The sequence below is a fragment of the Kiritimatiellia bacterium genome, assembly GCA_025054615.1.
GTDB lineage: Bacteria > Verrucomicrobiota > Kiritimatiellia > CAIVKH01 > CAIVKH01 > JANWZO01.
The window spans coordinates 57,585-69,387 of the sequence record JANWZO010000010.1 but is presented as its reverse complement, the minus strand read 5'-3'; the positions used below and the strand labels follow the sequence as shown (position 1 = coordinate 69,387).

General features: G+C 56.2%; 12 protein-coding genes. 6 read left to right on the top strand and 6 right to left on the bottom strand.

Going from position 1 to position 11,803, the window contains the following annotated elements:
• The 4 genes from NZ740_06270 to NZ740_06255 are packed head-to-tail and all read left to right on the top strand — an operon-like array spanning window position 1 to window position 3,945.
• Entirely contained in the window at window positions 1-657 is a 657-nt protein-coding gene (locus NZ740_06270) for a class I SAM-dependent methyltransferase (GenBank protein MCS6771615.1), read from the top strand.
• A gap of 4 nt (window positions 658-661) precedes the next feature.
• The gene (locus tag NZ740_06265) at window positions 662-1,696 is read left to right on the top strand and encodes a zinc-binding dehydrogenase (protein ID MCS6771614.1); all 1,035 of its coding nucleotides are present in this window, start codon (window positions 662-664) and stop codon (window positions 1,694-1,696) included.
• Between the two features lie 13 nt (window positions 1,697-1,709).
• Window positions 1,710-2,666 carry an aldo/keto reductase gene (locus NZ740_06260; protein ID MCS6771613.1) on the top strand — a complete coding sequence of 319 codons (957 nt, stop codon included), beginning with the start codon at window positions 1,710-1,712 and terminating at the stop codon, window positions 2,664-2,666.
• Window positions 2,667-2,679: 13 nt separating this feature from the next.
• Window positions 2,680-3,945 (top strand): class I SAM-dependent methyltransferase, encoded by a 1,266-nt coding sequence (locus tag NZ740_06255; GenBank protein MCS6771612.1) that lies wholly within the window; start codon window positions 2,680-2,682, stop codon window positions 3,943-3,945.
• Window positions 3,946-3,989: 44 nt separating this feature from the next.
• Here the strand turns inward: NZ740_06255 and NZ740_06250 are convergent, their stop codons facing one another.
• Together NZ740_06250 and NZ740_06245 are read right to left on the bottom strand one after the other, a co-directional pair.
• Window positions 3,990-4,541: a WbuC family cupin fold metalloprotein gene (locus NZ740_06250; GenBank protein ID MCS6771611.1), complete on the bottom strand. Its 552-nt coding sequence runs from the start codon at window positions 4,539-4,541 to the stop codon at window positions 3,990-3,992.
• Window positions 4,542-4,544: 3 nt separating this feature from the next.
• Window positions 4,545-5,786 carry a class I SAM-dependent methyltransferase gene (locus tag NZ740_06245; protein ID MCS6771610.1) on the bottom strand — a complete coding sequence of 414 codons (1,242 nt, stop codon included), beginning with the start codon at window positions 5,784-5,786 and terminating at the stop codon, window positions 4,545-4,547.
• 129 nt (window positions 5,787-5,915) lie between these two features.
• Between NZ740_06245 and NZ740_06240 the strand changes: the two genes are divergently transcribed.
• Window positions 5,916-6,680, top strand: coding sequence for a glycosyltransferase family 2 protein (locus NZ740_06240; GenBank protein MCS6771609.1), 765 nt, complete (start codon window positions 5,916-5,918; stop codon window positions 6,678-6,680).
• Window positions 6,681-6,727: 47 nt separating this feature from the next.
• On the opposite strand, the gene NZ740_06235 is transcribed toward NZ740_06240, so the two are convergent.
• Genes NZ740_06235 through NZ740_06220 form a run of 4 tightly spaced genes read right to left on the bottom strand, consistent with a single transcriptional unit; the run spans window position 6,728 to window position 9,444 of the window.
• The gene (locus tag NZ740_06235; GenBank protein ID MCS6771608.1) at window positions 6,728-7,270 is read right to left on the bottom strand and encodes a hypothetical protein; all 543 of its coding nucleotides are present in this window, start codon (window positions 7,268-7,270) and stop codon (window positions 6,728-6,730) included.
• Window position 7,271: 1 nt separating this feature from the next.
• Window positions 7,272-7,802 carry a hypothetical protein gene (locus NZ740_06230; protein ID MCS6771607.1) on the bottom strand — a complete coding sequence of 177 codons (531 nt, stop codon included), beginning with the start codon at window positions 7,800-7,802 and terminating at the stop codon, window positions 7,272-7,274.
• Window positions 7,799-8,839, bottom strand: a complete 1,041-nt coding sequence (locus tag NZ740_06225; GenBank protein ID MCS6771606.1) for an aminoglycoside phosphotransferase family protein — start codon at window positions 8,837-8,839, stop codon at window positions 7,799-7,801. Before NZ740_06225 ends, NZ740_06230 begins: the two co-directional genes overlap by 4 nt.
• Window positions 8,836-9,444: a hypothetical protein gene (locus NZ740_06220; GenBank protein ID MCS6771605.1), complete on the bottom strand. Its 609-nt coding sequence runs from the start codon at window positions 9,442-9,444 to the stop codon at window positions 8,836-8,838. The genes NZ740_06225 and NZ740_06220 overlap by 4 nt, the downstream gene beginning before the upstream one ends.
• Window positions 9,445-9,588: 144 nt before the next feature.
• On the opposite strand from NZ740_06220, the gene NZ740_06215 reads away from it, so the two are divergent.
• Window positions 9,589-11,736, top strand: coding sequence for a hypothetical protein (locus NZ740_06215; protein ID MCS6771604.1), 2,148 nt, complete (start codon window positions 9,589-9,591; stop codon window positions 11,734-11,736).
• Window positions 11,737-11,803 lie beyond the last annotated feature (67 nt).

Here is an 11,803-nt window from a genome sequence, read left to right as displayed (position 1 = left end):
ATGTACATCGATTTTCTATCGAGCCTGCATAAAGCCACAAAGCGGGATTACCTCGCCCGGGTGACCGAATTTCCAAAGGCGAAAGCGGCCGAACTGGCGAGGCAATGGGGATATGACTATTGGGACGGCGATCGAAGAACCGGATACGGCGGCTATCGCTATGACGGCCGATGGCGTACGGTGGCCCGCGCCATGGCGGAACACTATCAGTTGAAACCGGGCATGAAAGTGCTGGATATCGGTTGCGGCAAGGGATTTCTGCTCTATGACCTGACGCAGGAAGTTCCGGGGTTGGAGGTCGCCGGGATCGACATCTCGAGCTATGCCGTTGAACACGCGAAGGAGGAGGTCAAACCTTACCTTCGCGTCGGTACGGCTGCGAAACTGCCATGGCCGGACAAGTCCTTTGATTTGGCTATCAGCATCAACACACTTCACAACCTCTACTGCTACGAATGCTACGATGCCCTCAAGGAAATGGAGCGCATCGCGCACAGGAAGTATCTCTGCGTTGAATCCTACCGCAACGAGCAGGAAAAGGTGAACCTGCTCTACTGGCAGCTTACCTGCGAAATGTTCTGCACCCCGAAGGAGTGGGAATGGTGGTTCCAGCTTACGGGCTACACGGGCGACCATTCATTCATCTTCTTCGAATGATACGATGAAAGCCCTTGCCGCCGTTCTTGTCGAGCAGTGCAAACCGCTCGAGCTGGTTGAGATCGAAATTCCCCCTCTCCGATACGGCCAGGTCCTCGTCAAGGTGCTCGTAAGCGGAATCTGCGGCTCACAACTGGGAGAAATTGACGGTGTCAAGGGCCCAGATCCATACATCCCCCATTTGTTGGGGCACGAAGGGTGCGGCGAGGTTTTGGAGTGCGGTGATGGCGTTCGGCGCGTCAGGCCGGGGGACCGCGTCGTGTTGCATTGGCGTCGAGCGTCGGGCATCGAGGCGCCGACACCACGATATTCATCATCGATAGGGACCATAAATGCAGGCTGGGTAACCACATTCAATACGCTGGCGGTCGTCTCGGAAAATCGCCTCACGCCGGTTCCTCAGAGCTTGGATCCGGAAACGAGCGCCATGATGGGGTGCGCCGTGACGACCGCGTTCGGAGTCGTCAACAATAATGCGCGCTTGCGGATTGGGGAATCCATCGCCGTATTTGGGGCGGGAGGGATCGGCCTCAATATCGTTCAGGCGGCAGCAATGGTGTCGGCCCACCCGATTATTGCGGTCGACATTCATCCAGGCCGTGTGGATTTGGCCCGTCAACTGGGGGCGACCCACGGCTTTGTGGCCGATGGCCGCGATCTCGAAGCCGAAATTCGGGATCTAGTGGGCAAGGGCGGCCTGGATGTTGCCGTGGATAATACTGGGCATCCACGCGTCATCGAAATGGCGTATCGGCTGACGTCGGACCGTGGACGCACGATCCTGGTTGGCGTACCCAAAAAAGGAGAACTTGTTTCGATTTACACGTTGCCGTTGCACTTCGAGAAGGAAATCGAGGGCTCGCACGGCGGCGAGTCGATTCCGGATATCGACATTCCGAGATATGTTCGGCTTGTCGAGGCGGGCAAGCTCGACCTGTCGAAATTGATAGGGAGACGTTACCCGTTACAGGAGATCAACCGAGCCATCGACGACATGCGGACCGGCGCTGTGAACGGACGCTGCATGATCTATATGTGAGGCTCGTGAGCCCATGCGCTACCGTCCATTGGCCCATACTTCGGTGCCTGTGAGTGTCGTCGGTTACGGGGCGATGGCGCTTTCGCTTGAATGCGTGCCGGAGCCGGAGGCGTTGGATACGCTCCATCGCGTTTTCAATCTGGGCGTCACGCTGATCGACACTGCCTATTCCTATTGTGACGATGAGCGGGACCAGCACCACAACGAGCGGCTGGTTGCTAAGGCGCTCCAAACCTGGGATGGACCGCGCGATTGTGTGCTCGTGGCAACAAAGGGCGGTGCGATCCGAATTAACGGCCGATGGCAGAGGAATGGCCGCCCTGAACACCTGTACGATGTTATCCGGGCCAGCCACGAGGCGCTCGGCGGAGACCGGCCTATACCCATCTGGCAGCACCACTGGCCCGACCCGCGGGTCCCGATTCGCGATTCAATGGCGGCGGCTCGCAAGGCAGTTGACGAGGGCTATGTCCGTTTTGTGGGGGTTTCAAATTATTCCGTCGAGCAGCTTGAGGAGGCTCGCTCTGTGGTTCCGATCGTTTCTGTCCAGAACCAGTACAACCTGTGGTGCCGGGATCCGGAGCACGACGGGGTGCTGACCTACTGCGAGAGGCACAACATTTGCTTCCTTCCCTATCGCCCTGTGGGCGGACTGGGACTTGCGCAGCAGTTGCCCCGAACCTGGCGGTTGGCCGAGATCGCCGCATCGAAAGGCGTGTCGGTATACCGGCTGATGATTGCATGGTTGATCGCCCGGTCACCAGCCATTCTGCCGATCCCCGGTAGCAGCAGGTGGGCCCACGCGGAGGACTCGCTCCGCGGTTACGAGATGGCTCTATCGGCAGAGGAAATTGAGGCGATCGGATCGATTTCACTCGATGAATTGCCCGGGCTCGTCGCCGATCCGCGGCCTGTGGTTCCGCCCGCAGGGGATGCCTTTGGCGGCTCGGGAGGACCAGAGAAGCCCTGAACGGAGAATCGGGATGAGAAAAGACGTCACGCGCCGAGAAACCTGCAGACTCTGTGAATCCCCACGGCTCGAACTTGTTGTGCCAATCACTGCGACGCCGCCGGGCGATGCCTATGTTACTCGCGAGAAAGTTGGAAGTCCGCAGCCATGCTATCCGCTGGACATGTACATGTGCCTGAATTGCGGACACGTTCAGCTTCGGGATGTCGTCAATCCGCAAATCCTCTTTGGCCATTACACCTACTTCAGCGGCAATTCGCCCGGCCTGGTGAAACATTTTGAGGAATACGCCGGGGAGGTGATTCGTGAGACCGGTATTCAGCCCGGGGATCTTGTTGTCGACATCGGCAGCAATGACGGCACCTTCCTCCGTTTTTTTAAAAATCACGGCTGCCGGGTTCTTGGAATTGATCCCGCAGAAAACGTGGCTCGTTTCGCGACTGAGCGAGGCATTCCTACGCTGCCCGAATTCATGTCCATCTCGGTCGCGCGTCGTGTGAGAGGGGAATTCGGACCCGCCAAGGTCGTCGCGGCCAATAATGTGTTTGCGCACACTGACGACATGATCGGTATGGCGGACAGCGTATGTGAGCTCCTCGCCGACGATGGTGTTTTTGTGTTCGAGGTTTCGTACTTGATGGATGTGATCGACAAGATGCTGCTCGGAACCATTTTTCACGAGCATCTGTGCTATCACGCGGTCCGCCCACTCCAAGCCTTCCTGAAGCGCCGGGGTATGGAGCTGATCGATGTCAAGCGCGTGACCATTCAAGGAGGTTCGCTAATCGGAATCGCTCAACGAATTGGAGGGCCACGCAGAGTTCAACCTTCGGTGGGAGAGTTGATTGCGCTAGAGGACCAAAGAAGACTCGGTGATCCAGCCACCCTCCGCGCATTTTCGCGCGAGGTCGATAGGGTCCGCGACGAGATGCGTTCCTTGTTGCGCCGGCTGCATCAGGAGGGAAACACGCTCGCTGGGTTCGGCGCGGCGCGGGGTGGCACGCTGTTGCTCTACCACTTTGAACTTGGCCCGCTGCTGTCATTCATCGTTGACGACAATCCGGAAAAACACGGGATGTATAGTCCGGGCCATCACATTCCGGTGCTGCCGACTTCCGCGCTTTATGAAAGAAGGCCGGAATACACGGTGATTCTCGCGTGGGTTCATTCCAAGCCAATCATTCGCAACCACCAGCGATATCTTGAACAGGGCGGCAGGTTCATTACCTGCTACCCTCACATGATGGTCGTGGACAGGTCGACTCAACCGTTCTGGTAAAGCCCACCATTTGGGTAGGCCGTTCAGATCTGTCCAGCGGCAGTTCACCTACGATTCTGCGCAAGCCAATCGAAGGCTCGACGCTGTAGATCTCCCATAAAGGCGGTCGCCTTTGGGTCGGACTCCTCGGGCGCCCACGGCGCGAAGAGAGTACGTTCGGGCGAAAAGGGACCGTTCGTTGTTTCATGGATCACGAACATGTCGCTGTGAATGATCAACGTATGGAATCTCGGCACGGATTGCCGATAATAGAAGCATCGGTCGCCGCCAGGCGGACCCAGCTCGACGATGTCGAAAATTCCTCCTTCGTCATCGAATAGAATCACATCCGCGCAACCCTCGATCACGTGGAAGGATTCCGATTTGTCGATGTGCTTGTGGGGCCGCAAGTACGTCCCTCTATGGAGCGCGATTAGCATTTCCTGCACGGCCGCATCAGGGCCGGGATGCGCGTTGATGCGAGCGCGCCCTCGTGCCGAGCGAACGGCCTCGATCTTTACGCGGCAGATGCCCATAGATCCGATCCGGATGACTTCACCAAGGGGAGCCAACACCGCAGGCGAGATCTCATTCATCGGCGATTCGGTCTCTTTCATGCGTTAGAACTCCAGACGGGTTGGGCTGATGGGAGAAATGGACGCGAATCGCCCACCCGAATCGGTAAAGGCGGTAAAGGCTTTTCGAACTCGAGCCTCGCTTTCAGCGCTCAATCCGAGCAGGCACAGCCGAATGCGTTGGTTGAACAGTTCAGAGGGGGGAACAATTGGCAGTCGTGAACCCGGCAGCAATTTCCCGATTTTACACGTGTCGCCGTCGGCGATGAACTGGATCCATGGGGCAATCCGCATGAAATTAATAAATTTGGTGGACAGGTGTCCTGCACCGAAGACGGCGACAGGCCCATGATCTCGCACAAAATGGTCGAGGTAATCCTGCAGGCGCGCCGACCGCGGGGCATGCTCACGGCCATACATTTCGCCGATGCTCAGCTCCGCGCTCACATCAAACGTGGGAATCTCCACTGGCTGAATCTTTTCTGAAACCCGCACCATAGATACCAAGGCATTTTCAATCGGATAGGGGTAGATTTTCACGAGCAGCGGCTCAAAGCCAAGACGCGCGCAAGTCGCCGCAAGCGTCGCATCCGTGAAACAGAAGACGTGTTCCTCCCAAAGCGTACTGTAATCAAAGTGAGTCAGGCTCGGTCTAAAATCAGGGACCTCGAAAACGGCCAAGCCGCCAGGACGGACGAGTGCGCGGACAGCCGCCGCGAATCGGTGGATGTCATGTGCGTGTTCGATCACATGACGCATCACTAGAACATCTGCGGGCCCATTTCGCTCTGCAATCAGGCTGCACCGTTCCGGCGTCAGTCGGTCTTGCACCGTTTCAATTTCCGCCCGGTCAGCGTCGACCTCGAGGTCCCGTCGCGGGTCAAGTAAGTCGGCGTGCGCAAAGCCCAATCTCCGGAAGCGTTCGATGACAGTCGTATCTTTGTAGTTGGAGCCGATGATTCGGGCGTCGCGATGGAGGCCGGCTAGCGCGAGAATATCGCGCACCATTTCGTCGAGATGGCCTTCTGCTTCACGGTAAGTGATCCATGGATATCGGGGTTTTAGGGCTTCTGGGGGGGCCACGGCCTCCAACTGGAGAACAGCACAATCTTCGCACTGCATGAGCGCGAACGGAAACTGTTCCTCGATTTCGTCGGGGGCGGTCAAAAACCGATTGCATATCGGCTGAAACCCGAGATCAAGGCGTTTGGTGAACCGGGTCGATCCACAGATCCGGCATGCGACGGCGCGGATGCATGGCCGCTCGACAACATACTGGCGATTCATGGCGTTCTGTACCATACCGAAAGCCGGTGCCCCCGGAAGAAAATCTTTCAGACTCGTCACCATTTTGCGCTTGAGACTATCCGCACCGTTCGTAAGCGTTTATGGGAAAAAATTTCGCGAGGGTGACCCGTGGGAAATGAACCGCTAGACCTGACGATATTTGTACCCTGTTACAACGAGGCGAAGCTCATCGAACGTACGCTGGATACGATTCGTGAAGCGGCGGCCGGTTTCCCGTTCCGGTATGAAATTCTCGTCTATGACGATGCCTCGACGGACGGCACGTCGGACGTGGTCAAAAACTATATCCGAAAACACAATTTGCCCTCGGACCTCATCATCCTCGAACGCTGCGAAAAAAACATGGGCATCGGCGTGAATTATTTTCGCGCGGCGGAACGGGGACGGGGAAAGTATTTCATCGTTCTTTTTGGCGATAACTCCGAGCCGGTCTCGTCCATTCGAAAAGTCTTCGATTTGCTGGGGAAGGCCGATGTTATCATCCCCTATATCGACAGCCGTCTGTTCGGCGGCCGTTTCAACAGCGATCACCGCAGCTTTTTCCGGCGTTTTTGTTCAATTAATTTTGCCCGTCTTGTGCGGCTATTCAGCGGCCACAAGATTCACTATTTCAACGGCTTTGTTATGCATCTTCGCGAAAACGTGTTGAAGCACCGCATTCGCACTTACGGTCTTGGCTATCAGGCCGAGTTGCTCTGCCGGGTCTTGAATGATCCCAACATCACCTTTCTTGAGGTTCGTGTCCCCTGCACAACTCGTGAGGAGGGGTCATCGACGGCGTTCCGATTGAAAAATGTGATCTCAGTCGCTGGATCGCTTCTCCGTATCCTCCATTACCGGCTGTTTGGGCCGAAAGTGCCTCCTCGAAATTAGTCGCCTCACAATCCGCGGGCCGGCTCTACTCAGGGCTCGGGCTTTATTCAAGGAAGCCGTTCGTTTTGGGGCTTCGAATTGAAAACGGCGCTCGAAACCCGCATGGCTCGGGCGAAAAATCTTCCTTTCGGCGTGAGGTGCCATCGGCCGTCTCCGCCGCAGTGAACGAAACCGGATTGTTGAAGCCCCTCGAGCCGGCGCTGGACCATGTCGTCGACTGGGTAGTGGGCAAGGAGGGCGTCAAGTTGCATTGCGTGGCCCGGTTCTTCGAACAGTTCAATGACCATCCTCAAGGTAACTGCCCGTTCCACATGATAGAAACATTCTACGAAGCAGAAATAGAACAGAAGATGGAGCAACGAAGCCATCCCGTAGGCGGAGGCGGCATGCTCGGCGCCCGCGAGAGCGGCGCGCCAATCGGCATTTTGCCAGATCAGCCAGGTCAGCGCAGGCGTGGCAGGAAATGAAAGTAGGGCTGCAACACTCATGGCCTGAAAGCGCCTTGGTGTGGGCCTCACGTGCATCAGCAGGAGATGGACGACAACCCATCCAATGAATACGACAACCGCGGCTATCACTCCGACCGCCATGTCAGCCTCCTTTGCCAAGATTCAGAAATCGTTTGGCAAAGATGCCAATTTTTGCTGCGCGGATACCTCGAGAGGTCAGCCGCAGGGTGCGGTCGTTTTCCAGAACGGCATATCCTTTGGAGACAAGAAAGGGAATGCGCCAGCCATAAATCTTATCAAAACCGTTTTTGCCCTTGTATTCGGCGACCAATTCCGCAGTGGTCCGAGGTTTCTTGTCGAGGAGCAACATCAGCGAAGTGGAAAACCCGCCGTTGAACGCGAAAAAATAATCGATGAAACTGTGAATGTTCAGCAGAAGGATTAGGCAACCGGTCAGCGCGTCGACCCACTCATGGGTGGCCTGCCAAGCTGTACCAAGGAAACCAAGGTCTGGCGGGGTCATATAATAGAGGCCCAAATAAAGCGGCGCGGAGGCTGCCATCATGGGAAAAAATAATTTGCCGTGCCGCCGAATGTGCAGGATATGGCAAAGAAGGGCCGAAACGGGCACGAAAAGGACAAACACGGCGGCGGACAAGATCAGCCCTTTCATAAGAGGGCCTCCGATTCCAATTGATCCAATAAAGACTCCAGACGCTCGATTTGCTCGCGCCTCCGCTTCGTCGGATCGATATGTCTCTGTGCAAAGCCTCGGCGCGCCGATCCATCGGGCAGAAACTCGTTCAAAAGGATACAACACCATTTGATGCCAAAGACGGGGAAGAGCAGTTGCGTTCGTGCTTCGAATTCGGGTGGAGCCCCGGCTGCGGCCTGAATGATCTCCAAGGCGTCCGGCATCCGGTCTCGGGGAGGAGGAATCGCGGGTTGGAGAAAGAAATCAGCGAAAGTTTTCGCAGGGTCATCCCAGCCTGCATATTCAAAGTCGACAAACACCAACTCTCCGCCGGGTCTCAAGATGGAATTGTGGAATCCAAAATCTGAAGGCGACAGCACCATCTGCTCGCGCGTCAAATGGGCTTTCTCAACGCGCTCAACCTGGGACTGGACCCGATCGCGCACCTGTCGCCAGAGTGGGATCAAGCGCTTTTCGACAAGTTGCAGCACCTGTGCGCTTTCAGGTGAATCAGGTTGAATCGCCGACAAGCGGGCCACCCGTTGAGCAACCAGTTCCAGATGCCCTAGCGCGGAGTCGCGTGAATCGGCTGCGGGCGGTAATCGGCTCGCCAAAGGCGATTGCCGATGGCGATTCAACTCTGCGAAAAAAGTTAACGCCTGATTGACATGTTCGCGCGTGAGATTTTCCCGAGTGATTCGCGAGCCGCGAATATATTCCATCAAGGCGATTCCCGCGTCATGATCCCACGCGATCAGGCGCGGCGTGGAGGAAAGGCCCGCCTGTTGGCAAAAGAGGAGGAATGCGGTCTCCGACGCGATCCTGTCGCGGGAGTCGGAGGGATGACGATAGTAACGCTTGAGAAAATAACGAGTCGAGTTGGTGTATACAACAAAAGCCTGGTTGTTACGCCCGCCTTCCGTTGGTTCTACCGTCACGGTGCCGGCATCGATTCCCGCCCTTTTGAGTAGACCCTGCACATCCAGAAGGTCTGAATCCTTGCCCATCCGGCTCATGATTCCAGGATTATAGAGGAGATTTCACTCCATGACCGAGCGGACCGCCAGCGGGGATCAGGCCTGGATTTTCCCTCCGGATCAAACAAGATGCGGCGAACCGATGGCGGGAAGGCGGCGTCCTCCAAAAATTCGGGCAGGTCGTCAATAAACCATTCGCAACCCAATTCGGCAATTCGGGCTTGTTTGGCGGCTTTGGTCGGCTCCAGGAAGAGATCATTCGGCGCCAAGATTCCATGAGGCTCGCCAACCAGACCCTGCGAGCGCAGCCATTCGCGCGCGAATGCCTGCAGATCATAGGGAGGCCCCAAAAAGGGGCGTGGCGTCTTGTGGCTGATGATGATAGGCCGATGTCCCGCCCGTTGTAGCGCCCCAAGCGCCTCGTGAACGCCCTCAAAAGGCTTGGCCTCTGCAAGGCCGGGGCCATAAACGAATCCCTGCAATTCGGTAAAATCGTCCTCTCGCCCGATGGCGCGCAGATAATCGCGAACATCGTCTTTTCCAGGAGGGACTGAAGGCGGTATGAGGCCCCGTCGTACGGCGTGCCGGTGGAAGACCCCTCGGTAATCGATGATTGTATTGTCCAAATCGATGCCGATGATCATGAAACGAATGCTTTTGTCGCCAGCCGCGTTTTTACATCGTTCGCGAGTGGTACACAACGTAGGCTATGAAAAAATTGCATTTTTGCGAATACCGATTGACCTGAAAGTTTCAAAGCGGTGCCATAAGGTTTGGAATGAATAACCATGAGCAGGAAAAAGAAGCCCCAATCGAAAACCGCGGCTACCCCCTCGGTGAAGCAACCCTACCAGTCGCCTGAGCCGGTGACGCCTCGCCCCGCCCCGCCAAATCAAACGGCCACCGGAACTCCGAGGCGTAGACCGAATGGGTGGCAAATCGCCTGTCTCTTGTTGCTCGCCGTCGCCGCCTTTATTCGCTTCTACGATCTGGGGCACACCGACCTTCGAAGCGATGAACTTAATTTTTTGAACTGGTCGATTCGAAAACCATCTATTTCCGAACTTTGGAAGAATCCGCCGTGGATGGATCAAATTCCGCTGGCAGAATCCGTAGCCATTCTCTGGGCCCGCGTCTGGCCGCATCCGGCGAGCGAAGCTTCTATCCGAATCCCATTCGCGCTGCTTGGATGGATCACTGTTGCCGGGCTGGCGTTATGGGCTGGCTTTCGCCTCAGTTGGCGCATCGCATTTTTGTTGTCCTCGTTTCTTTCTTTGCTGCCATACCACGTACTCCAGTCCCGCGAGGCTTATTATTACATCGTGGGAATGACTTTTACGGCCGGCCTGACCATGTTGACGGTGGAGCAAGCTTCCAGGCTGGCTGGCGGCCACCATTTGCGCATGTCGCAACTTGCCGCATGGTTGGCGTGTGCGGTTTTAGCGGGTCTTTCCCACATGGCTATGTGGGCTTTCACGGGGATGTGTTGGCTCGTCAATTCGTTTTCAGGTTGGCGAGGTCTCGGGGAAAAGGAGCGGAAGAAATTTATGATCCGATGGGCGGGGGTAGGGGTCATTTGGATAATCATCATGCTCCGATGGATTTACCGGGCTCTCCAAAAAATCTTGGAGGCACAAGCGCAGGAGGGCGTTCTGTCGGATACAGGGTTCATTGGAGGTGCCCTTGAGTGGGTGGCGCCCCGGGTATTGCCCATGTTTCTGCACGGATACAATTCGATTGGATTCGGGCTTCTACTTGCAGTTCTCGGTTGTGGTGCCGCAGTGCTTTTGCAATGGCGGAAGCTGGATCTTCGGCTGCGCACAGTCTCGGTCCTGGCCCTCGGGGGAATCGCTGCCGTCTACGCCTACGTCACGATCGTTGGAAGAGGGTCTGCGAAAATTACGTATTTCACGAGCATCTTGCCCGTTTTTGTCCTTTGGTCTGCCGCCATGGTAGATCGGGCGTTGCATCTTCATGCGCCTCGATTTGCATCGTGGATCGCTTTGATGGTCGGCGCGTTCGTGACGACGGCTGATGCGCGGCCGGCTTGGATGATGACCCGATTGGAGGGGAAGCCCGTGCCCTATCGAGCACTTCGAGAGCGACTCGATTCTCTGTTGCCCCCAGGCTCGGTCGCGATTGTCGACCGATGGTTTGAGCCGTGGAACGAGATGGCTCGTTATCTGCCGACGAATGTGGCGGTCACATTCACAGTACCCGACGAACCACTTGAAAATTATATGAAATTGCAGTGGCGCGAGGTAACTCGAAAAAAGATCGAATCCGGTAGCATCGATGCATTCATTAGGCTGGCCCGCAATCACGAGGAAAAAATGGGATTGTGGAAATGGCCAGAATCCTGGTTTGCCCGCTCGGATTCAGTGAGCAATGCACCGGCCTATTGGCTACGCGAGCGGGGATTCGCACCCGACCAAGATTACCATCAGCGCGGGGACGCGCGAATTCGCGTGGAAATCTTCTACAATACCCGCGAAGACGCTATTGCTAAGGCCATTCACTCAGGTCGGCGGTTCCCGGTGTTTTTTGGGGCGGATTTACCACATGAAAAAAGCGGCCCTTTAGGTTTCCTGCGATTTCGGACCCAGCAATTCTTGGATTGGCGGGTGCTCGGTACAACCGGCTCATTTGAAGTGATCAATACGTATTCGGTACCTTACGAGGCGGTAATAGAACTCTCCGGTATTGCCCCGTTTGCTAGCAAGGTCGTGCGGGCATCAACCGGTCATGCCTACAATTTTTCGCAGGGCATCCTGGGCGCCTGGCCAATCGGTCCAGTCGTTTTGCTGCCAGGCACCAACACGATTGGGCTAAGGGATTTCCAATCCGGTGGCGCTGCCTCACCTCTCTACATCTCTGAGATCCGGGTAAGGCATTCGGGCCGTGATCCAGATGCATCCGAACCTCCAGAGAAATGAATCCCTTTCATTCCGATTCCGTGACTCAGAGAATCCGTTGTTGACCAGATACTTGACGCGTATCCTT

What these genes read in the sequence shown, in the direction of transcription:
- NZ740_06225 (MCS6771606.1), bottom strand. Translation starts at nt 8,839, where the DNA reads ATGAGCCGGATGGGCAAGGATTCAGACCTTCTGGATGTGCAGGGTCTA.
- NZ740_06235 (MCS6771608.1), bottom strand. Translation starts at nt 7,270, where the DNA reads ATGGCGGTCGGAGTGATAGCCGCGGTTGTCGTATTCATTGGATGGGTT.
- NZ740_06230 (MCS6771607.1), bottom strand. Translation starts at nt 7,802, where the DNA reads ATGAAAGGGCTGATCTTGTCCGCCGCCGTGTTTGTCCTTTTCGTGCCC.
- NZ740_06255 (MCS6771612.1), top strand. Translation starts at nt 2,680, where the DNA reads ATGAGAAAAGACGTCACGCGCCGAGAAACCTGCAGACTCTGTGAATCC.
- NZ740_06260 (MCS6771613.1), top strand. Translation starts at nt 1,710, where the DNA reads ATGCGCTACCGTCCATTGGCCCATACTTCGGTGCCTGTGAGTGTCGTC.
- NZ740_06215 (MCS6771604.1), top strand. Translation starts at nt 9,589, where the DNA reads ATGAGCAGGAAAAAGAAGCCCCAATCGAAAACCGCGGCTACCCCCTCG.
- NZ740_06220 (MCS6771605.1), bottom strand. Translation starts at nt 9,444, where the DNA reads ATGATCATCGGCATCGATTTGGACAATACAATCATCGATTACCGAGGG.
- NZ740_06270 (MCS6771615.1), top strand. Translation starts at nt 1, where the DNA reads ATGTACATCGATTTTCTATCGAGCCTGCATAAAGCCACAAAGCGGGAT.
- NZ740_06250 (MCS6771611.1), bottom strand. Translation starts at nt 4,541, where the DNA reads ATGAAAGAGACCGAATCGCCGATGAATGAGATCTCGCCTGCGGTGTTG.
- NZ740_06245 (MCS6771610.1), bottom strand. Translation starts at nt 5,786, where the DNA reads ATGAATCGCCAGTATGTTGTCGAGCGGCCATGCATCCGCGCCGTCGCA.
- NZ740_06265 (MCS6771614.1), top strand. Translation starts at nt 662, where the DNA reads ATGAAAGCCCTTGCCGCCGTTCTTGTCGAGCAGTGCAAACCGCTCGAG.